Raw genomic sequence first — 20,132 nt, forward strand, 5'->3', positions numbered from 1 at the left:
CTCCGAAGCGGGATGCAAAGGTAGCAAAAAAACATGTCCGAACAAACAAACGCCAAAATTGTTTTGAAGGGAACGCGTAATATGCTGGCCGACAGCGTGAAAAAATTGCCGAACGGAGCAATCTACTCTAGTATAAGTGTCGAAACCTTGCACTGCAATATCTCAAAAAGGATCCGTTTATAAGATCATAAGCCATAGACAACTTGTTTCGCCTGTCCTTAAACTCAACAATTAGATCAAAAACACGTAAAATAGTACTTTAAATGAAAAGGCATGCTAGTCGCGAACCTTCTGCAATGGCAGGAAAATCTGGCGGGCAGGGTGTATTTGCGATTCTCGTAACCACGCCCAACTATAAATGATAATGAGAGTAAACTGGAAAAGGATGGCAGCTCATGAGGAATAGAAAATACCGGTTAAAAGCATTTATTGAGAAAGAGCAGAATCCTTAGATATTGTAAGTAAAAGCGTTTTTTTACGGATGCACGGAAAATGCCATGGGACGCACCGCCCATGCCGACTAAACCCGACGGCAACGGAAATACTTTTTGCTAGCCCCGGCGTTCGGTCAAAATAGTAAGATTGTGCAAAAAGATTGGAGCGGACGGCGGGGCTACACCTATATATATGTAGTGAAACTGATTTTCGAATATAGAAGCCAATATATTTGTAAAGAAAAAAGTTAGGCAAATACGACCTAACTTTTAAAAAACATATAGGATAATTAATACCTATGTGGTTGTTTTAATAACTTTAGGGATTAGTTGACCAGATACCGCTCTCCTTTATAAAAACACGTCGGTTAAGCTTTAACTGTGCAATTAACAGCTCTGCAAAATCTTCTGGTTGCATTACACGTTCTGGGTTGCCATCTGTTAAATTTAAGTTGATAGCCATATCTGTAGCTACTGTACTAGGCAACATAGTGCTTACACGAATGTTGTGCTTACGCACTTCCTGCATTAAAGATTCTGATAGTCCAATCAGTCCAAATTTTGATGCGCTATACGCACTTGTAACCGCGGCACCGTTTTTACCGGCAGTAGATGAAACATTTATGATATCACCTAGCTGGCGTTCTATCATTTCGGGCAAAACAGCACGCGTAACATAATAAACGCCTAACAAATTGATTTCAATAACCTGTTTCCATTTAGCAGGCTCCAATTCCATGAATTTACCAAATGCTCCTACCCCAGCATTATTGATTAGAATATCTATCGTGCCTATGTCTTGCTTAAGTTGGGCAACCGCACTATTGACAGCATCGATATCAGATACGTCGGCAATAGCAAAGGCGGTTTTAACTTTGTATTGCTTTAGTTCATCAGCAACTTTGATCAAATCGCTTTCAGTTCGGCCTAATAAAGCAATATTTACACCTTCTGCTGCTAAAGCTATAGCGATTGCTTTACCTAAACCTTTACCTGCTCCGGTAACCAACGCGTTTTTTCCTTGTAATGATTCCATAAAATATTTTTGAAATGCTAAAATATCAAAAACTAAAACGGAAGAAGTTTGACGGATGTAAAATTATAAGCGTTTGTAGGTATAGCAAACAAGTAGAACTAGTTACTTTGCTTTTTCTAAAACTTAAACAACTTCTGTTGCGTAAGAAGAACTTACTTTCGGTTGGTGTTTCCACCTGCGGTGGCTCCATAGCCAATAGGCTGGCTCTTCTTTGATAATTTGCTCCAAGAATTTGGTATGGAGCTCGGTTATCTCAAACTCTGCAGTTTCTTTAGGATTTAAACACAAAGGGACACAATCAACTTCATAATAACCGCGTTTAAGGTATTTAACTTTCATATAGAAAACTGGCCGGTCTGTTTTAATGGCTATTTTTTCTATGCCTAATTGGATTGAACTGGGCTGGTTTAAAAAGGTAGTCCAGTATTGTACGTCTTTTCCTCTGGGCGACTGATCGTTACCAAAGGCCATTACGCTAGGGATATTTTCGGTTTCCTTTAGCACTCGCAAAGTATGCCTCATTGCGGTCATTCTGTTGCCAAATTTACTACGCATTTTCATAAACCAATTATCAAATACTTGGTTTGCAAGAGGTTTGTAAATAGGGTATAACGTTGCGGACAAACTGGCTCCAAAAGCTAAAGTGCCCCACTCCCAGTTTCCATAGTGGGCAGAGCATACCAAAACACCACGTCCTTGTTTTAGGTAATCTTCTATTAAGTGTTTGTTCGTGATGATAAAGCGTTTTTGCAATTCTTTTCTAGAGATGCTATTCGTCTTTACAACCTCTAACATTAGCGAAGCCAAATAGCGGAAAAAAACCTTCTCTATTTTACGAAGTTCTTCAGGACTTCTTTCAGGCAATGCGTTTTTTAAGTTCTCTCTAACTACTTTTTTTCGGTAACCGACTAAATAGTAAAGTAGCAAATAAACAACATCTGCAATTAGATATAATACTGAAAAAGGCAAATAGGAAATTATAGACAGTAAAAAGATACCTAAGTGAGAAATTGCTTTTTTTAACATAGATAAACGGTAGGTTTCGGTAAAAATAATAATTTTAAAGTGAGTTTATTGCCATTAGCTAGTAAAGCTTGTTAAGCAAGCATTTCTTTTGCAATAAAAAAGCCTGCAAAATTCAATGCAGGCTTTTAATATTTAAATTCCACTGAAGGAAATTTAAGGTTTATTAGTTTTTACTACCGTTTGCTTTACGTTGTTGTTCTGTTAAAAAGATTTTACGTAAACGCATACTTTGAGGCGTTACTTCAATATACTCATCAGCTTGAATATACTCCATACATTCTTCTAAAGAGAATTTAATTGCCGGTGCAATTCGAGTATTATCATCTGTACCAGATGCACGCATGTTAGTTAATGCCTTTCCTTTAACGATGTTAATTACTAAATCGTTATCACGGATGTGCTCACCTAAAATTTGTCCTTCATAAATTTCAACTCCTGGATCTACAAAGAAACGACCTCTATCCTGTAGCTTATCAATAGAATAAGCGGTAGTCATCCCTTTATCCATAGAAATTAGTACACCATTTAAACGACCAGGAATCGTACCTTTCCAAGGCTCGTAAGCTTTAAAACGGTGTGCCATAATCGCCTCGCCCGCAGTTGCAGTTAATACGTTGTTACGTAGACCGATGATACCACGAGCAGGGATTTCAAATTCCAAGTGCTGTAAATCGCCTTTCGGCTCCATAATTAACAACTCGCCTTTACGTTGAGTTACCAACTCGATTACTTTACCAGCAACATCACCCGGTACATCTACAATTAAAGTTTCAATTGGCTCATGTTTTTTACCATCGATTTCTTTAACAATAACCTGTGGCTGTCCAACTTGCAACTCGTAACCTTCGCGACGCATGGTTTCGATTAATACTGATAAATGGAGAATACCACGACCGTAAACCAACCAAGAATCCGCACCTTGAGTTTCAACAACTTTTAAGGCCAAGTTTTTCTCCATTTCCTTCATCAAACGATCTTTGATACGTTGAGAAGTAACCAATTTACCTTCTTTACCGAAGAAAGGTGAGTTGTTAATGGTAAACAACATGTTCATTGTTGGCTCATCAATGCTAATTACTGGCAATTGCTCTGGATTTTCAAAATCAGCAATCGTATCGCCAATGTCGAAACCATCAATACCTACAACAGCACAAATATCTCCAGAACCAACCTCTTGAGTACGGATTTTTCCTAAACCTTCGAAAGTATATAATTCTTTAACCCTAGATTTAACCAATTTACCATCACGTTTAATTAAGGTAATTGGTTGGTTTTCTTTAATAGTACCACGGTGTACACGTCCAATAGCAATACGACCTACGAAAGAAGAATAATCTAACGAAGTAATTTGCATTTGTAAAGTACCTTCGTTAACCGGTGCAGGCGGAATTGTAGCCACAACGGTATCCAATAATGCGAAAATATCTGTAGTTGGCACTTTCCAATCTGTACTCATCCAACCTTGTTTAGACGAACCGTAAATTACCGGGAAATCTAATTGATCTTCTGTAGCTTCTAAGTTAAAGAACAACTCAAAAATTTGCTCGTAAACCTCTTCCGGTCTACAGTTTTCTTTATCAACTTTGTTTACAACAACAATTGGTTTTAAACCTAATGATAACGCTTTTTGTGTTACGAAACGCGTTTGAGGCATTGCACCTTCAAAGGCATCACACAATAACAAAACGCCATCGGCCATTTTCAATACACGCTCTACCTCACCGCCGAAATCCGCGTGACCAGGAGTATCAATGATGTTAATTTTTACGTCTTTGTATTGTACCGACACGTTTTTAGATACGATAGTGATCCCACGTTCACGTTCTAAATCATTGTTGTCCAATATCAATTCTCCCTTTTGTTCGTTATCACGAAAAACAGAACAAGAGTGTAAAATCTTATCAACCAATGTAGTTTTACCGTGGTCAACGTGTGCTATAATAGCTATATTTCTAATCTTTTGCATAAATGCGCCTGTAAATTTGGCGCAAAGATAGTGTTTTCAATTGAATTTTTTTGGGTTTTGCCTACTATTTCTCTCATTATATTTTTGTTAAATTTTGAATATCAATAGTTTAAACCCATCCTTTCATTTTGAAGACCTAAAGTAAATAGCCCCTTAAAGAAATCAACTTACCCAATACAAGAATAATTTATAAATTTAGTGCCATGGAAATTAATACACACAAGATAAACGATCTCGAAATCGCTGAAGTTACTGCCTCAACGACCATTATCAACAATATCGAAGATGGTTTAGATTTATTGGGCAACTTATACTACCAAGGCTTCGATCGTATTATCATTTATGAAAAGAATATCACTCCAGATTTTTTTGACTTAAAAAATGGAATAGCGGGAGAAATTCTTCAAAAATTCTCTAATTACAGAATTCGATTAATTGTGGTGGGGGATTTCGATTACACGAGCCAAAGCCTTAAAGATTTTATTTACGAAAGCAATAATGGCAAACAAGTGAACTTCTTACCGACTATTACAGATGCGCTAAATAGGTTTTCAAATTCATAATGATATAGCACGTGCTATTAACCATTTCTCATAATTAATTACACCCAGTTCTGGTTTACCTTCGCCTTCTAAAATGGCTATAAACTCTAGGTCATGTCCATCTGGATCTTTAAAATAAATAGCTAGAGCTGGCATCCAAGCAAAAACCATTGGTTGCTCACTCCCATCTTTTAAAAAATTATAAGGTTTAAGATTTCGAGCTTTCAGAAAATCTACAGATTTGTTTAACACATCATCAACATCACACCTAAAAGCAAAATGCCTGATATCAATTTGATCTTTTGGCTTTTCCCATAAACCAAGCATGGCCCCTTTTGGTTCGCCAATCCAGAAAAAGGCAACTCTTCTATCGTCATTATAGCCACACTCGGTTAGTCCTAAAACATTTTTGTAAAAATTTACTGATCTTTCTAAATCTTCAACATAAATGTGTGTTTCAAATAATCCTTTAATCATTTGGCAAATGTAATGGCTGTTGTAATCTAAAGAAAATCACTTTTTTCAATTTAACTATAAACAAAGTTGATAAGTGTTACGTTGTATAACAATTAGTGCTCCAAACAAATGAAAACATCTAAATTCACTCTTATTCTATTTATTGCTCTGTTGCCTAGTATAGCGGTTGCTCAAAAAGCTTACGAAACAATTGTTTACAAGGGATCGGTTAACGGAATGAAAATAGTTTTTTCCTTAGCCGATGGTTATCTTCCGGCAAGCGAACTCAGTTTAAAGCAACAAAACAATTCCTTAACGTTTCTACCCGATAAAGGAGAAGCAGCAACTAATGGCGATTTAAAATTGTTAAACTACAGCAATCCGCTAAAGCCTGCCAAAAACCACTTCGTTTTACATAAATTGCAAGATTGCTATGATAAAATCCCGAACGAGATAGCTGGTGTTTACGATACCGGCGAAAGGCGGTATATTATCATGCTTAAACGAGAGAAAAAATGATGAGTAAAAAGGCAGTATTAATAGGAGCAACAGGTTTAATTGGAGCTAACTTGCTAAAAAAGTTATTAGCTAACGATAACTATGAAAAAGTGCTGGTTGTTACCAGAAAAGCGCTTGATACAAGCCATCCAAACTTAAATCAGCTTGTTATAAATTTTGATGAACTCAGCAAATATGAACACGAAATTGTAGGCGACGACATTTTTTGTTGCTTAGGTACTACCGCCAAAAAAACACCAGATAAAGCACTTTACAAAAAAATTGATTACCAATATCCGTTGGATGTTGCAAAAATTGCTTTAAAAAATGGGGCAAAATCCTATCACTTAGTTTCGGCAATGGGAGCCAATGTAAAATCGAGCATTTTTTATAATAGAACAAAAGGTGAGGTAGAACGGGATTTAGCAAAGTTAAACTTTGATAGTACGCATATTTATCGCCCGTCTTTACTAGATGGAAGCCGTAGCGAGCAACGCTTCGCGGAAAAAACGATGAATGTAATTATGCGTTTAATTAATCCGCTATTAATTGGTTCGTTAAAAAAATATAGAAGTATTAAAATTGAAAAAGTAGCATCAGCTATGCTAAAACAAGCCAATAAAAACCTAAAAGGAAACTATATTTATTTATCCGACGAAATTGAAAACTTGGGTACTTAATTGGGCTTGTCTCTTAACAAGGTAGAATGTAGCAGACTAATCTTCCATCTGCCTTCGTCTTTAACCAAAACCACGCTTTCGAGCCATTTAAAGCGTTTTTTCTTGCCATCGCCTTCAAAATCTGCAGTATTGTTATAAATAAGCCAAGCGGTATTTTGCTTGATTTCTGTAGCTAAAAATACTAGCGTATTTATCCGCTTCTCATTTTTACCCACAGAAGGCTTCATCGCATTTATTAAGGTATCGATATTCCAAACTTCGCCATATTCCACCAGCTTAATGTTTTGGGTAAGGGAGCGCATCTTATCAAAATCTAGCGCAGACATTGCATCAAAAAACTTAATAACCGTTTCTTGGGCCTCTTTTTGATCTACGGTTTTCTGCTGCGCATTTAAGTTTAAGAATGCGAGAACCAGCAAAAGCGAAAAGATTATTTTTTTCATATCAGATAGTTTTAACTATCTAATATACTAAATGTTAACTATTTACCGAAAGCCCAAATTAAAAATGAAGGCATTGCTTTTGTCCAAGTAGGTACATCGTGTTTACCACCAACCATTTCATAGTAAAAAATGTCATTTGGTCGTTGGTAGCCTTTTTTTATCAACTCTTTAACTACATCAATAGTATCATCAATAGAGTCGATAATAAAGTTATGGTTACGGTCGGCAACTTCATCGTTGGTTCCTGTCATTAACCAAAATTTAACGGTTGGGTTTGTATTAGTTTCGCGAATCATTTCGTGTACAATGCGGTCATCATCGGTGTAACCTGCACTTAAATCTTTTTTACGCCACCAAAACGAGCCGGAGAAAACACCAACGGCATCAAAGTAATTGTCGTGGTTCCAGGCTATATCAAATGCAGTTATGCCACCTAAAGAGAATCCGGCAATTGCACGTTTACCATTAATTGTTACGTTTAGTTCACTGTGTACATAAGGCATTAGCTCCTTAAGAACAAATTCGGTATAGGCACTAGCTTTAGATCCTCTTTTTTTAAAATCGGGTCTGTTTGCCACCCCATATTCCAAAACACGCTCATTACTAGCTTTAATGCCAATTACCACAGTCGGCTCGATTCTCCATTTTTCGTATAATGAAGAAAGCATTTCATCTATCTCCATTAAAGCCAGATCCTGACCATCATTTAATAACAACAAGTTTACACGCTCGTTGCCCAACAAATTGGCAGGGCAAAAAACTTCTAGTTCAACTTCTCTTTTTAAGTAAACTGATTTTATATAATGGGTAGTTTTGATAACAGTAGGTAATGTTAAATGATTGTACATGGCTTTCTCACTAATCTAGTGCAAAGGTAATATTCTAAAAGTAAAAGGAAAACAGGAAAAGTAAATCTGAATTGGACGACGAAGAATGAGCACATCCGCATTTTTATGTCAAAAATTAACGAATAATTAATTTTTTCGAAATTTTATGCAGATATGCAGATTTTAGAACATAAATGAATGTAATTATTTTGTGATTGAATTAGATTTTTATACCTTAAAGCATCTAAATGACAGGCCTGTGAAAGAAGAACTAAAAGAATGGTATAGTCCTAATTTAAGTAAGGACATAAAAACGCTCATATTTGGGCATGCCGGTTATCCTATCTTTCTCTTCCCAACCAGTATGGGAAGTTATTACGAAAACAAGGATTTTAAATTAATTGATGCAATTTCTGGTTTTATAAACGACGGTAAGGTAAAAGTCTACTGTCCAGACGGCATCGACAAACTAAGTTGGTATAATAAAGGAGTGCATCCGGCAGATAGAGTTAAAAACCACATTTGGTACGATAAATTTTTGTTAGAAGAATTAGCACCACTTGCAAAACACGAAACTGGCCACCATAAAATTATTACAGCCGGCTGTAGTTTTGGAGGATATCATGCTGCAAATTTTGCTTTTCGACATCCTTGGGCGGTAAGCCATATGTTTAGTATGAGCGGGGCATTCGATATTTCGGGACAGTTGGATGGCTTTTATAATAATGACGCCTATTTTAATAATCCAGTAGATTTTTTGCCAAACGATATGAACCCAGAACTTTGGCAAATGAAAATTGTATTAGGCACATCAGACAGAGACATGTGCAAAGGCGATAACGAAAGGCTGTCTGAAATCCTCGGCAAAAAAGGTATTAATCATTGGTTGGATATAAGGCAAAATGCAGATCATGATTGGCCTATTTGGAGACACATGTTTCCTGAATATTTAGCCCAATTATAAAATAGCCAGGAAGCTCATTTTATCGAAATCAACTTTACAACATTTAAAAATTAACATACATCAAATACTTATGAAAAAAATCGGAATCTTATTTGGGCAAGAACGCTCGTTTCCAGAAGCAGTAATAAAGAGAATTAATGAAAAGGCCGAAAAAGGCATCACTGCGGAAGCAGTAAAAATTGAAAAAATATTTCAAAATGCACCTTTGGGTTATTCTGTAATCATCGATCGTATTTCTCAAGACGTTCCATTTTATCGTGCTTCGCTAAAAAACGCTGCAATTACGGGTACGGCTGTAATTAACAACCCATTTTGGTGGAGTGCCGATGAGAAATTTTTCAATAATGCATTGGCCGAACAAATTGGCGTTCCGGTACCAAAAACAGCTTTGATTCCGTCAAGAGAGCATCCAACCGGTACAACAGGCGAATCTTTTTCGAATTTGGCAATGCCTTTAGATTGGGATGCTATTTTTGAATACACTGGTTTCCCAGCTTATATGAAACCATTTGATGGTGGCGGCTGGAAAGATGTTTACAAGTTGCACGACAAAGAAGATTTTTTTAACAAACATAGCGGAACAGAACAATTAGTAATGCTTTTGCAAGAAGAAATTATTTTCGAAGAATATTTTAGATGTTATTGCATTGGTGGCAAACACGTTCGCATTATGCAATATGAGCCACGTAACCCACACCACTTGCGTTACGAAGTTGGCAAAGCACCATCTAGCGAGAAATTGTTAAAAACGATTGAGGAATACACCTTGAAATTGTGCACTTATTTAGGATACGATTTTAATACGGTAGAGTTCGCAGTACGTGACGGTGTACCTATTGCTATCGATTTCTGTAATCCCGCTCCAGATGCTGATATTAAAAGTGTTGGTCAGGAAAATTTCGACTGGGTAGTTGAAACTACAGCTAACTATGCAATAGAGCGAGCTAAAGCACAAAAAGATGGTCAGGACAATTTAACTTGGGGCAAGTATATCAAGTCGTCTGTTGCCGGAACACCACTAAATGCTGGCAACTTGCCGAAAGGTGTAAAAGCTAGCGAGACTATTAAAGAGGTAAAGCCGAAGGCGGAACCAAAAGCAGAAAAGGCACCGGTTGCAAAGGCAGAAGCTAAAAAAACTGCTCCAAAAAAGGCTGCTTCACCAAAAGTAGCTAAGCCATCGGCTAAGAAATAAATGGGATTTTAAACAGGGAATAAGATGATGAACGAATTTACGCTTGGAATTGAGGAAGAGTACATGGTAATTGATCCCGTTACCAGAGAACTTACCTCACACGACCAAAAAATTGTAGAATCTGCACAGAAGATCCACAAAGATCAAGTTAAGGCAGAGATGCACCAAGCTGTTGTAGAAGTTGGCACAGGAATTTGCCATAATACAGAGCAAGCCAGAAAAGAAATCTCGCAACTGCGTTACACGGTATCGCAATTAGCCGGAGAACAAGGACTAAGAATCGGCGCAGCTGGTACACACCCATTTTCACATTGGGAAAAGCAGTTAATTACAGAGCACCCGAGGTACAATGAAATTGTTAACGAATTACAAGAGGCAGCCCGCTCTAATTTAATTTTCGGTCTGCATGTGCATGTTGGCTTTCAATCTCGTGAGCTGGCCATACATATTGCCAACCAAGTAAGATATTTCTTGCCACACGTATTTGCGCTTTCTACAAATTCGCCATTTTGGGAAAGCAGAAATACAGGTTATAAATCTTTTAGAACAAAAGTATTTGATAAATTTCCACGTACAGGTATTCCAGATATTTTTAACAGTATTGAAGACTACGATAATTATGTAAAACTGCTAATAAAGACGAATTGCATGGACAACGCCAAAAAAATATGGTGGGATATTCGAGTGCACCCGTTTTTTGACACAGTAGAATTCCGTATTTGCGATTGTCCGATGTTAATTGACGAGACGATGGCGTTTACTGCACTTTTCCAAGCATTGTGTGCTAAGTTGTATAAGCTCAGGTTACAAAACATGGAGTTTATCAGTTACTCCAGAGCTTTAATAAATGAAAATAAATGGAGAGCTGCTCGTTACGGAATTGATGGTAATTTAATTGACTTTGGAAAAGAGATGGAAGTAAACTGCAGAAATCTAATTTTAGAACTTTTAGATTTTGTAGATGATGTAGTAGATGATTTGGGCAGTAGAAATGACATCAACTATGTTCATAAAATATTAGAAAATGGTACGGGTGCAGATAGACAACTAGCAGTTTACGAGCAAACCAAAAGTTTTGAATCTGTGGTAGATTACATTACTACGCAAACATTAATAGGCGCAGGATAGATGAGTGATAAAAGACATATTAAAGTTGCTGTTATCGACATGAATAATGGGTTCCCGAATCAAGGTATGCGAGGTATACAGGAACTCTTAAATAGCTATAGAGATAATAAACAGCCTGGTTTAGTGTTTGATTTATTTGATTTAAGGCAAAAAGGGGAAATACCCGATTTGACGTACGACATATATATATCCAGCGGTGGTCCGGGCAGTCCGTTTGATGGGGAAGGAGAAAAATGGGAACATGACTTTTTCTTATTACTAGATAATATTGAAGGTTTTAACGCAAAAAACGACAACAAAAAGCATGTTTTTCTAATTTGCCATTCTTTTCAGTTGGCGTGCAGAAAGTATGGTTTAGGAACAGTTACACGGAGAAAATCTAATGCTTTTGGAATTTTTCCGATTAGCTTAACCGATGACGGCGAAACAGAAACCATATTTAATGGCTTGCCTAATCCGTTTTATTCGGTCGACAGCAGAGATTGGCAAGTGATCCAGCCCGATGAGAGTGATTTTGAAAGCAAAGGCGCCAAAGTTTTAGCTATTGAAAAAGAACGCCCACATGTAGCACTTGAGCGTTGTGTTATGGCTATCCGATTCTCTAAAGAGATTTTTGGAACACAGTTTCATCCCGAGGCCGACCCAATTGGCATGAAAATGTACCTTTTACAGGAAGAAAAAAAATCTGCAATTGTTGCTAACCACGGTGAAGACAAATATTTAGATATGCTTGAAAGTTTGGAAGATATAAATAGAATTACGTTAACTCAAAGTGTAATTCTACCAAATTTCCTTACCGAAGCCATTAACGCATTGCAAAAAAACTAAATCCCAAAGTTTTTAACACCACATAGATAATTAGAACCTTATGCTTTCTATCTATGTGGTAAATTTCTAATTCATCTGCCATGATTGAAAAATATCGCCAAGCCTTTAACGCCAAATTTACCGAAGAAAAATATAGTAAGTTTCAAAAAAACTTGCAGATAGGATTTCCTGAAATACCTTTTAGAGTTGCCGAAACACCAATATTTATCCCAAAGGAATTAAGAGAAAAACTTATCGCCGCTGGCGAAGAAATTATTGCACTTATTAAGCAAGAAAACTTTAAGGCCCTTACGCAGAATGCGATTCCAAAAGAATGGAATGTACCCAACGAAAATGAGCATCCTCACTTTTTAACTTTCGATTATGGTTTGTGTAAGGATGAAAATGGCGAAGTAATTCCGATGTTGATTGAAATGCAAGGTTTTCCATCTTTGTACGGTTTCCAATCTCACTTGGCTAAAACTTATAAGGAAGCGTTTGATCTTGAGGATAAACTAAGCCCCTATTTTAACGGCTTAGATGAAAAATCTTATTTCGAACTATTGAAAAAAGTTATTATTGGAGACCATCAGCCACAGCAAGTTGCTTTAATGGACGTTGATGCGCCAAACCAAAAAACAGCGATAGATTTTTTTGTTACAGCAAAGGAAATTGGAATTAAGATTTTATCGCTTTCTGATATCAAAAAAGAGGGAAAACAGTTGTTTTATGAAGAGAATGGCCAGAAAACCCAGCTCAAGCGCATCTATAATCGATTGATATTTGATGAAATCGCATCTAATAAAGAGGCTTTTAATGATAGTTTTGATCCAAGAGATGAGTTGGATGTAGAATGGATAACCCACCCGAATTGGTTTTATCGCATAAGCAAATACACTATGCCTTTTCTAAATAGCAAGTTTGTACCAGAAACCCGTTTCCTGAACACTATTGAAGCAATACCTAGTGACTTGGAAAATTATGTACTTAAACCGTTGTTCAGCTTTGCTGGCATGGGCGTAATTATTGATGTAACCGAAGACGATATCAGTTCAATTAATGACCCTGAAAACTGGATTTTACAACGTAAAGTAACCTACGAACCCGTAGTACAAGCCTTGGATGCAGGCGTTAAAGCCGAAATTAGGATGATGTATTTGTGGCCTGAAGGTGGCGATCCTCAACTATGTATAAACTTAGGAAGACTAAGCCGCGGCAAAATGATTGGCGTACGTTACAATGCCGATTTCGATTGGGTTGGTGGTACAGTTGGCTTGATGGAAAAAGCATAAAGTGTAAAAATGAAAATACTTGGTGTATAAGCTTCTGCACTTTTTATCACTACTTGTTACCTTATTATTGGTCGTTCACAATTTTGACACTAATCTGAACACTAGCATTTAATAAATTGTAATTTTGCATTATGGATATCCAATTCATCTTAATGATTATAATTTTTGCTGGAGCATTATTTTATGTTGGCAGAATGATTTATCGTTCCGTTTCTCCAAAAAGTGATGGCTGTGCGTCTGGTTGCGGAAAATGTGCAGCCAACTTCGACAATATTCCAAATAAGAAATAAGTAAAGATGTTAGACAAGTTTGCGAACTACCTAAAAAATCGACTTGCAATTACGCAAGAGCAAGCCGAAGAGGCGGTGAGCTGTCTAAAAATCAAAACCATTAAAAAAGGCCAAATTCTTTTAAATCCTGGCGATTTAAAATCTGAAGCATATTTTGTAAACAGTGGTTTGCTTAGGTATTTTTCTATTGATGAAAAAGGCAAAGAGCATATTATACAGTTTGCTCCAGAAGATTGGATGATGTCTGATAGAGATACATCGGTTTTTAACGAACCATCTATGTTTTATATAGATGCAATTGAGGATACTGAGGTTGTAATTGTTAAAAAGGACTTTTTCCCCGCTATAAAAAATATAGTGCCTGAGATTTTAGAACTAAATATTTTAATGTTGCATAACTCTATTAGGTTTATGCAAAAACGTTTAAATATGTTGCTAAGTGCAACAGCCGAGCAACGTTATCTAGATTTCATCAAACTCTATCCTAATTTAACCTTACGCGTTCCGCAATGGATGATTGCGTCCTATCTTGGCATTACCCCCGAGTCGCTTAGCCGAGTACGCAAAGATTTAGCTAAAAAACATTTTAAATAGCGTATTTTAAATCAGGGAATTCGACTGGTTGGATAACATTATTTCATGCAATCATTAAATTCTTTCCTTTTCTTAACATACATCAACGTGCAAATAAACTAGTTGCAATAATTTTGTGTTATAAAATTTAACAAAACACAATTAAAATATTATGGCAACTACTCAATGGTCGTTAGACCCAACCCACAGCGAATTACAGTTTAAAGTAAAGCACTTAATGATAACTACAGTAACAGGTAGTTTAAAAAATTTCGAAGCTACATTAACTTCAGCCGGCGACGATTTTACCGACGCAGACATTTCTTTTAAAGGTGATATAAATTCATTGGACACTGGAAACACAGACCGCGATACCCATTTAAAAAGTGCTGATTTCTTCGATGCCGAAAAATTTGCAACGATTGAATTCAAATCGAACGCTGTAGAAAAGGATGGCGATGACTATATTGTTAATGGTGATTTAACTATAAAAGGCGAAACAAAACCAGCTAAACTTATTGCAGAATTTGGCGGTATTGCTACAGATCCTTGGGGAAATACGAAGGCAGGCTTTACTTTAAGCGGAAAAATCAATCGTTCAGATTTTGGATTAACTTGGAATGCAGCTTTAGAAACCGGCGGTGTAATGGTTAGTGAAGAGGTTAAAATCTTGGGCGAATTACAATTTGTAAAACAAGCTTAGTTTCAGATTTTCAGTTACATATAAACAGTTGGTATAGTTATGAAAGTTAAACAGGTTTCAGCCGTATTAAATCCGCCAGCACCACATATGGTAGGCGATGGTTTTAGGGTACATAATTTTTTCCCAAGTGGGTATAAATTAAAGATGAGTCCGTTTTTCTTGTTAGATTATAATGCGAAAATTGAGTTCTCTGCTCGTAACCAACCGCGTGGCGTTGGGGTTCATCCACATCGCGGATTCGAAACAGTTACCATTGCCTATAGCGGAGCCGTTGCGCATCACGATAGTGCAGGAAATAGTGGTATAATTTACCCCGGCGACATTCAATGGATGACTGCCGCTAGTGGAATTTTGCATAAAGAATACCATGAAGAGCAGTTCAGCAAAAAAGGTGGAACATTTCAAATGGTGCAATTATGGGTAAATTTGCCAGCTGCCTTTAAAATGAGTACTCCAAAATACCAAGGCATTAAGCAAAGTGAGTTGCAAAAATTTCCCTTACCAAACGGAGGTGGAACGATTGAAATTATTGCTGGAACGTATAATAGTGTCAACGGAAGCGCAACTACATTCAGTCCAATTGAAATGTACAATGCAAGGCTAAACAAAGATGCAGATGTAAATTTTAGTTTTCCAGCTACTTATAATACAGCTTTTATAGTGATAGAGGGAAAGGTAAAAATCAACAATACCGAAATTGCAAATGCCGATCAATTGATTCACTTTAAAAACGAAGGAGAAGAAATATCTTTGTTCGCAGAAGAGAACAGTGTTGTACTGATATTGAGCGGGCAACCCATAAATGAACCTATTGCACAATACGGTCCATTTTTAATGAATACACCAGAAGAAATACAACAAGCCATCGCCGATTATAATCACGGTAAATTTGGCTATTTAGAAGAATAATCCAATTAGTTTTTTAAAGGTAGCCGGCAAATTCCGAAAGGAGTTTCCGGCTTTTTTATTTAGTTGAAAAGCAATAGCATCGCCTATGGCAAAAACAGCCCTGCTTTTGTTCCAATCTTTTTCTTTTAAAACCTTACAGGTTTCGAAAAAGGATTTCCACGCAATCAGGTTTATTGGGCAATGCAAGTACAGCTATTTAAGCTTTAACCTTTGTTAATCAAGCAAACGGCATAAGCCACCACACCTTCTTCCCTACCAATAAAGCCCATTTGTTCGTTAGTAGTAGCTTTTATAGAAATATCTTCCGTAGACATACCAATTGCGTCCGCAATATTCTGTTGCATTTGCGGGATGTGCGGATTAATTTTCGGTGCTTCTAAACACAGCATCGCATCAATATTTCCAATTTCCCAGCCTTTTTCTGTAATTAGTTTCACGGTTTCTTTTAGTAAAACTAAACTACTGATACCTTTCCACTGCGGATCTGTATTTTTAAAGTGGAAGCCAATATCTCTCAAATTTGCTGCCCCTAAAAGCGCATCGCAAATTGCATGTAACAAAACATCTGCGTCAGAATGCCCAAAAGCACCTTTGTAATGTTCTAAGTTTACACCACCAACAAAAAAAGGATGATGATCTTTTAACTGGTGAACATCGAAACCAAAACCTACCTTAATCTTCATTTATCTAGTATCTCCGAAATTAAATAGTAAGCTAAAACGTAAAGTATTAGCCAACGGACTTTTTTGTGGATTTGCCAACAAATAGGCAAAATCTATATTAAAAACATTGTATTTTAAGCCAGCGCCTAGAGTAAAATAACGTCTGTCACCTTTTTGTGGCGCTTCGTAAAAGTATCCTGCCCTAAGTGCAAATTGCTGATTGTACCAATATTCGGCACCAGCACCAATGCTAACTTCTTTAATCTCCTCGCTAAAACCACCTGGCGCATCGCTAAAAGAACCAAAAATACCACTAGGAACAGAACGATCTGGATCTTTACCAGCAATAATATCTCCATTGCTATTTCTAATTGGTTGAGTTGGCACCAACAGTTTATTAAAATCTAGCGCAAAAGTAAATTGGCTATAATCATCTATAATTAAGGTAGTAGCGCCTCCAATTTTCATGTTTGTAGGCAAAAACTGTTCGCCACCGGTCTCTAAATAACTCATTTTCGTGCCGATATTAGAAAAGTTAGCACCTGCAGAAACAATGGCATCTTTACCAAAAAGAACGGTAGGCTTTTTATAAAATGCAGATACGTCTAACGCAAAAGCTGTACCGGCCTTTGTTTGCTGGCCAGCAGAAAACTGCCCTGAAGTTAAATTTGAATAAATATATCTAGCGGTTGTTCCTAAAGAAAACTCTTCACCAAATCGCCTAGCGTAAGTTGCATCTAAAGCAAATTCATTCGGACTATAAATCCCTAAATCCTGCATAAACAAATCTGTAAGCTGAATTTGGCCTAAAGAAAAATATCTTAAGGATGCGCCTAAAGTACTTACCTCGTCCAATTTGTAAAATCCACTAATATAAGCAAGGTTAATATCCGGGACTAAGCTTTTAAGCCATGGACTGTAAGAGGCCGCGAATCCGTAAGGTTTTTCTAAAAAAGCCAATTTAGCAGGATTTATCCCCATAGCATTTGCATCCGGTAAAACAGCTACACCTGCATCGCCCATGCTACCGCTTCTGGCATCTGGAGAAATTAGCAAAAATGGAACGGCAGTACGAATATTATTTGATTGACTACCGTTTGTTTGCGTACCTGGTTGCACAACTTGCCCTTTAACACTTAAGCTCAAAAATGTGGTTAGGAAAAGAAAGCCGGGTGCAATTACCCTTAGGTACTTCAAATTCATTTGCTAAAGATACGCATATTAAAGAGTAAGCAAGATAACATACAACTTGGTAATTTCAAAGCCTATTTAACTACATTTTAAGGCAGAGATTCATTAAAAAAACAGTTAAAAAAATGCGTTCAAACAGCTGTATTACAGTTAAAAACAAAATTTATAAGAAAAATTGCACCAAATTACAATAAAGCCAAAATCCTTTCGTTACTACATATCGTTAAGCGCTTATTTTTATAAATACATACGTTTAAGTTTGAAATGAAATTTCAGCTATTAACTAAAAAGAAACACCAGCAGAACTTTAGCAAAGTTTTTTTTGGCGGATAATTCTTTTTTTACGTATTTTTATCACTCAAGTGTTACATAGACACATATATGAAAAAAACATACCTATATTTATTTACGTTTTTGTTTATTGTTTCAGGATTTACCGCATGTAAATCAAAAAAGAACGATTCGCAGTCAGTTTCTAGCAAAACCGGTTACAAGTATAACGACAGGACAAACGGAGGTTTCGAAGTTGCAAAATACAAACGTGGTCCGGCTGGTACTGGGTTGGTTGAGATTGAAGGTGGCCAGTTTATTATGGGCGGAAGTGCTGTAGATATTCCTGGCCAAGACATGAGTAGCTACACTACAAAAAGAGAGGTTACCGTAAGCTCATTCTATATGGATGAAACTGAGGTTTCTAACACAAACTGGCTAGAATACCTTTATTGGATAAAACGTACTTATCCAACTGATGCACAATACTACTATGAGGAGTTGCCAGACACATTGGTATGGCGTAGACCATTATCTTTTAACGAACCTTTTGTAAACAATTATCTTAGACATCCAGCTTACCAGAATTACCCAGTTGTGGGTGTTAGTGCTAAACAGGCAGAAAGATATTGCGTTTGGAGAACCGATATGGTTAACGAGAAGATGTTGAGAGACAAAGGTTATATGCAAACTTTTGCAGAACTTAATGGTACCGGAAGAGGCAATGCCGCTCCGACTGCCGCCAAATCTACTCAGCCATTTAACACCGAAGTTTACCTTAATGGTCAAATAGATGACAAGGGCAGAAATGCTAAACAAGATTTAAATCCTGGCGCTACTGGCACTGCTACTGCTGGCGGAAGAAATGGTGGCCCTACAAGAAATGTAAGACTAGAAGATGGTGTAATTTTACAGCCTTTTAGGTTACCAACAGAAGCAGAGTGGGAATATGCGGCTTTGGGTCTTATTGGAAACACGCAATATGAAAATATTAACGACAAAAAGATATATCCTTGGAATGGTTTAGGTATAACCTCGGCTAAAAAATCAACCAGAGGTTTAATCTTGGCCAACTTTAAGAGAGCCAAAGGCGATTATATGGGTGTTGGTGGTTCGTTAAACGATAAGGCAGCATTTACGCAAGATGTAAAAGCTTATCCAGCAAATGATTTCGGTTTATATAACATGGCTGGAAACGTAAACGAATGGGTTGCCGATGTTTATCGTGCTACAACTTTTGAACAAGCAGATGCGTTGAATCCATTTAGAGGTAACCAATTCCAAAATAAAGACAGAGATCCAATTAGTGGCCAACTTAAACAAGACAAGTATGGCAAGCCAGAAATGGTTAAAGCTAACTCGGGCGTAAAACAAACTTGGGAAGAGCTACAAGCAGGCAAAGCGGCTGGTAACACTGGTACATCTACTTATAACGCCGATCAGCGTGGTTACCGCGACGAACAATCTGCCTTATACGGAATAACGACATTAGTAAACGACAAATCGAGAGTTTACAAGGGTGGCTCTTGGGATGACCAGGCTCAATGGTTAAATCCTGCTACGAGAAGGCATTTACAAGAAGATGAATCTACTGCGGATATTGGCTTCCGTTGTGCTATGACTATGCTTGGATCTTCTGAAATTAGATCGTCTGGAAAACCTCAATTTAAAAAGAACGGTAGATAATTAAAAAATTAGACATAAAAAAAGGATGCAATCAGTTTTGCATCCTTTTTTTGTTTTAGCTAAAGCTCACTAAAAGTTCATTCTTCTCTACCTTATCACCTTGCTTAATTTCTATTTTCTTTATAATTCCGTCTGTAGGCGACTTAATCATATTTTCCATTTTCATAGCCTCTAATACTAGCAGACTATCGCCTTTCTTAATTTCGTCGCCTTCGTTAACTAAAATATTTAATACCAAACCGGGCATTGGTGCTTTAACCTGTTGAATTTTATTGGCGGTTAAGTTATCCATGCCTAATTGTTGCAGTAACTGATCAAATTGGTCTTTAATTGTTAAGCTATAAGGCTTTCCGTTTACTTTAACAATTGCAGTTTTACTTGCTTTGTCTAACTCTTCAACTTCAACTCGGTAAGATTTATTGTTGATTATTATGTGCGATGTATTATTATTCAACGAAATGCTATCCAACACAAGCGCTTCGTTATTAACGATAATGGCCTGTTTATCTATAGAAATATCGAAATTATAATTATCGCCTACTTTTACTTGATACATA

General features: G+C 36.9%; 22 protein-coding genes. 13 read left to right on the forward strand and 9 right to left on the reverse strand.

Annotated features, from left to right (window positions below):
- Nucleotides 1–753: 753 nt before the first annotated feature.
- The 3 genes from DUT69_RS00005 to typA form a co-directional block, all read right to left on the reverse strand.
- Complete coding sequence (locus tag DUT69_RS00005) at nt 754–1,470, reverse strand: 3-ketoacyl-ACP reductase (protein ID WP_113651090.1); 717 nt, start codon at nt 1,468–1,470, stop codon at nt 754–756.
- A 123-nt stretch (nt 1,471–1,593) separates the two neighbouring features.
- Nucleotides 1,594–2,496, reverse strand: a complete 903-nt coding sequence (locus DUT69_RS00010; RefSeq protein WP_113651091.1) for a lysophospholipid acyltransferase family protein — start codon at nt 2,494–2,496, stop codon at nt 1,594–1,596.
- Nucleotides 2,497–2,659: 163 nt separating this feature from the next.
- The gene (typA, locus tag DUT69_RS00015) at nt 2,660–4,462 is read right to left on the reverse strand and encodes a translational GTPase TypA (protein WP_113651092.1); all 1,803 of its coding nucleotides are present in this window, start codon (nt 4,460–4,462) and stop codon (nt 2,660–2,662) included.
- A gap of 203 nt (nt 4,463–4,665) precedes the next feature.
- Here typA and DUT69_RS00020 point away from each other — a divergent pair, with 203 nt between their 5' ends.
- A complete protein-coding gene (locus DUT69_RS00020; RefSeq protein WP_113651093.1) occupies nt 4,666–5,025 on the forward strand; it encodes a DUF4180 domain-containing protein in 360 nt (119 codons plus the stop codon).
- Here the strand turns inward: DUT69_RS00020 and DUT69_RS00025 are convergent.
- On the reverse strand, nt 5,020–5,481 hold the full coding sequence (locus DUT69_RS00025) for a VOC family protein (RefSeq protein ID WP_113651094.1): 462 nt from the start codon (nt 5,479–5,481) through the stop codon (nt 5,020–5,022). The two genes, DUT69_RS00020 and DUT69_RS00025, sit on opposite strands and share 6 nt — an antisense overlap.
- Before the next feature lie 108 nt (nt 5,482–5,589).
- Between DUT69_RS00025 and DUT69_RS00030 the strand changes: the two genes are divergently transcribed.
- Both DUT69_RS00030 and DUT69_RS00035 read left to right on the forward strand, forming a co-directional pair.
- Nucleotides 5,590–5,979 carry a hypothetical protein gene (locus DUT69_RS00030; RefSeq protein ID WP_113651095.1) on the forward strand — a complete coding sequence of 130 codons (390 nt, stop codon included), beginning with the start codon at nt 5,590–5,592 and terminating at the stop codon, nt 5,977–5,979.
- Nucleotides 5,976–6,638, forward strand: coding sequence for an NAD(P)H-binding protein (locus DUT69_RS00035; RefSeq protein ID WP_240186612.1), 663 nt, complete (start codon nt 5,976–5,978; stop codon nt 6,636–6,638). The genes DUT69_RS00030 and DUT69_RS00035 overlap by 4 nt, the downstream gene beginning before the upstream one ends.
- On the opposite strand, the gene DUT69_RS00040 is transcribed toward DUT69_RS00035, so the two are convergent.
- Together DUT69_RS00040 and DUT69_RS00045 are read right to left on the reverse strand one after the other, a co-directional pair.
- On the reverse strand, nt 6,635–7,081 hold the full coding sequence (locus tag DUT69_RS00040) for a nuclear transport factor 2 family protein (RefSeq protein WP_113651097.1): 447 nt from the start codon (nt 7,079–7,081) through the stop codon (nt 6,635–6,637). The two genes, DUT69_RS00035 and DUT69_RS00040, sit on opposite strands and share 4 nt — an antisense overlap.
- A 38-nt stretch (nt 7,082–7,119) precedes the next feature.
- A complete protein-coding gene (locus tag DUT69_RS00045) occupies nt 7,120–7,929 on the reverse strand; it encodes an alpha/beta hydrolase (RefSeq protein ID WP_113651098.1) in 810 nt (269 codons plus the stop codon).
- Nucleotides 7,930–8,167: 238 nt separating this feature from the next.
- Between DUT69_RS00045 and DUT69_RS00050 the strand changes: the two genes are divergently transcribed.
- The 9 genes from DUT69_RS00050 (at nt 8,168) to DUT69_RS00090 (ending at nt 15,766) form a co-directional block, all read left to right on the forward strand.
- Nucleotides 8,168–8,872: an esterase family protein gene (locus DUT69_RS00050; protein WP_113652394.1), complete on the forward strand. Its 705-nt coding sequence runs from the start codon at nt 8,168–8,170 to the stop codon at nt 8,870–8,872.
- A 70-nt stretch (nt 8,873–8,942) separates the two neighbouring features.
- Nucleotides 8,943–10,064 carry an ATP-grasp domain-containing protein gene (locus DUT69_RS00055; RefSeq protein WP_113651099.1) on the forward strand — a complete coding sequence of 374 codons (1,122 nt, stop codon included), beginning with the start codon at nt 8,943–8,945 and terminating at the stop codon, nt 10,062–10,064.
- A 24-nt stretch (nt 10,065–10,088) separates the two neighbouring features.
- Nucleotides 10,089–11,192 (forward strand): carboxylate-amine ligase, encoded by a 1,104-nt coding sequence (locus DUT69_RS00060; RefSeq protein ID WP_113651100.1) that lies wholly within the window; start codon nt 10,089–10,091, stop codon nt 11,190–11,192.
- Complete coding sequence (locus DUT69_RS00065; protein WP_113651101.1) at nt 11,193–12,020, forward strand: type 1 glutamine amidotransferase; 828 nt, start codon at nt 11,193–11,195, stop codon at nt 12,018–12,020.
- An 80-nt stretch (nt 12,021–12,100) separates the two neighbouring features.
- Complete coding sequence (locus tag DUT69_RS00070; RefSeq protein ID WP_113651102.1) at nt 12,101–13,291, forward strand: ATP-grasp domain-containing protein; 1,191 nt, start codon at nt 12,101–12,103, stop codon at nt 13,289–13,291.
- A gap of 152 nt (nt 13,292–13,443) precedes the next feature.
- Complete coding sequence (locus DUT69_RS00075) at nt 13,444–13,581, forward strand: FeoB-associated Cys-rich membrane protein (RefSeq protein WP_317047199.1); 138 nt, start codon at nt 13,444–13,446, stop codon at nt 13,579–13,581.
- A gap of 6 nt (nt 13,582–13,587) precedes the next feature.
- The gene (locus DUT69_RS00080; protein WP_113651104.1) at nt 13,588–14,175 is read left to right on the forward strand and encodes a Crp/Fnr family transcriptional regulator; all 588 of its coding nucleotides are present in this window, start codon (nt 13,588–13,590) and stop codon (nt 14,173–14,175) included.
- A 151-nt stretch (nt 14,176–14,326) separates the two neighbouring features.
- Complete coding sequence (locus DUT69_RS00085; protein ID WP_113651105.1) at nt 14,327–14,857, forward strand: YceI family protein; 531 nt, start codon at nt 14,327–14,329, stop codon at nt 14,855–14,857.
- Between the two features lie 39 nt (nt 14,858–14,896).
- Nucleotides 14,897–15,766 carry a pirin family protein gene (locus DUT69_RS00090; protein ID WP_113651106.1) on the forward strand — a complete coding sequence of 290 codons (870 nt, stop codon included), beginning with the start codon at nt 14,897–14,899 and terminating at the stop codon, nt 15,764–15,766.
- Between the two features lie 203 nt (nt 15,767–15,969).
- Here DUT69_RS00090 and ispF read toward each other — a convergent pair whose 3' ends face one another.
- Entirely contained in the window at nt 15,970–16,449 is a 480-nt protein-coding gene (gene ispF / locus DUT69_RS00100; protein WP_113651108.1) for a 2-C-methyl-D-erythritol 2,4-cyclodiphosphate synthase, read from the reverse strand.
- Nucleotides 16,450–17,631 carry a type IX secretion system outer membrane channel protein PorV gene (gene porV / locus DUT69_RS00105; protein WP_113651109.1) on the reverse strand — a complete coding sequence of 394 codons (1,182 nt, stop codon included), beginning with the start codon at nt 17,629–17,631 and terminating at the stop codon, nt 16,450–16,452.
- Between the two features lie 369 nt (nt 17,632–18,000).
- Between porV and DUT69_RS00110 the strand changes: the two genes are divergently transcribed.
- Nucleotides 18,001–19,575: an SUMF1/EgtB/PvdO family nonheme iron enzyme gene (locus tag DUT69_RS00110; protein WP_113651110.1), complete on the forward strand. Its 1,575-nt coding sequence runs from the start codon at nt 18,001–18,003 to the stop codon at nt 19,573–19,575.
- A gap of 55 nt (nt 19,576–19,630) precedes the next feature.
- Here the strand turns inward: DUT69_RS00110 and DUT69_RS00115 are convergent, their stop codons facing one another.
- The gene (locus DUT69_RS00115; protein WP_113651111.1) at nt 19,631–20,131 is read right to left on the reverse strand and encodes a biotin/lipoyl-containing protein; all 501 of its coding nucleotides are present in this window, start codon (nt 20,129–20,131) and stop codon (nt 19,631–19,633) included.
- Nucleotide 20,132: the final 1 nt, after the last annotated feature.

The organism is Pedobacter namyangjuensis (assembly GCF_003313325.1).
Lineage (GTDB): Bacteria > Bacteroidota > Bacteroidia > Sphingobacteriales > Sphingobacteriaceae > Pedobacter > Pedobacter namyangjuensis.

Bases quoted from the DNA above. Each gene is read 5' to 3' on its own strand.
- DUT69_RS00005 (WP_113651090.1), bottom strand. From the start codon at position 1,470: ATGGAATCATTACAAGGAAAAAACGCGTTGGTTACCGGAGCAGGTAAA.
- DUT69_RS00010 (WP_113651091.1), bottom strand. From the start codon at position 2,496: ATGTTAAAAAAAGCAATTTCTCACTTAGGTATCTTTTTACTGTCTATA.
- typA (WP_113651092.1), bottom strand. From the start codon at position 4,462: ATGCAAAAGATTAGAAATATAGCTATTATAGCACACGTTGACCACGGT.
- DUT69_RS00020 (WP_113651093.1), top strand. From the start codon at position 4,666: ATGGAAATTAATACACACAAGATAAACGATCTCGAAATCGCTGAAGTT.
- DUT69_RS00025 (WP_113651094.1), bottom strand. From the start codon at position 5,481: ATGATTAAAGGATTATTTGAAACACACATTTATGTTGAAGATTTAGAA.
- DUT69_RS00030 (WP_113651095.1), top strand. From the start codon at position 5,590: ATGAAAACATCTAAATTCACTCTTATTCTATTTATTGCTCTGTTGCCT.
- DUT69_RS00035 (WP_240186612.1), top strand. From the start codon at position 5,976: ATGATGAGTAAAAAGGCAGTATTAATAGGAGCAACAGGTTTAATTGGA.
- DUT69_RS00040 (WP_113651097.1), bottom strand. From the start codon at position 7,081: ATGAAAAAAATAATCTTTTCGCTTTTGCTGGTTCTCGCATTCTTAAAC.
- DUT69_RS00045 (WP_113651098.1), bottom strand. From the start codon at position 7,929: ATGTACAATCATTTAACATTACCTACTGTTATCAAAACTACCCATTAT.
- DUT69_RS00055 (WP_113651099.1), top strand. From the start codon at position 8,943: ATGAAAAAAATCGGAATCTTATTTGGGCAAGAACGCTCGTTTCCAGAA.
- DUT69_RS00060 (WP_113651100.1), top strand. From the start codon at position 10,089: ATGATGAACGAATTTACGCTTGGAATTGAGGAAGAGTACATGGTAATT.
- DUT69_RS00065 (WP_113651101.1), top strand. From the start codon at position 11,193: ATGAGTGATAAAAGACATATTAAAGTTGCTGTTATCGACATGAATAAT.
- DUT69_RS00070 (WP_113651102.1), top strand. From the start codon at position 12,101: ATGATTGAAAAATATCGCCAAGCCTTTAACGCCAAATTTACCGAAGAA.
- DUT69_RS00075 (WP_317047199.1), top strand. From the start codon at position 13,444: ATGATTATAATTTTTGCTGGAGCATTATTTTATGTTGGCAGAATGATT.
- DUT69_RS00080 (WP_113651104.1), top strand. From the start codon at position 13,588: ATGTTAGACAAGTTTGCGAACTACCTAAAAAATCGACTTGCAATTACG.
- DUT69_RS00085 (WP_113651105.1), top strand. From the start codon at position 14,327: ATGGCAACTACTCAATGGTCGTTAGACCCAACCCACAGCGAATTACAG.
- DUT69_RS00090 (WP_113651106.1), top strand. From the start codon at position 14,897: ATGAAAGTTAAACAGGTTTCAGCCGTATTAAATCCGCCAGCACCACAT.
- ispF (WP_113651108.1), bottom strand. From the start codon at position 16,449: ATGAAGATTAAGGTAGGTTTTGGTTTCGATGTTCACCAGTTAAAAGAT.
- porV (WP_113651109.1), bottom strand. From the start codon at position 17,631: ATGAATTTGAAGTACCTAAGGGTAATTGCACCCGGCTTTCTTTTCCTA.
- DUT69_RS00110 (WP_113651110.1), top strand. From the start codon at position 18,001: ATGAAAAAAACATACCTATATTTATTTACGTTTTTGTTTATTGTTTCA.
- DUT69_RS00115 (WP_113651111.1), bottom strand. From the start codon at position 20,131: ATGTATCAAGTAAAAGTAGGCGATAATTATAATTTCGATATTTCTATA.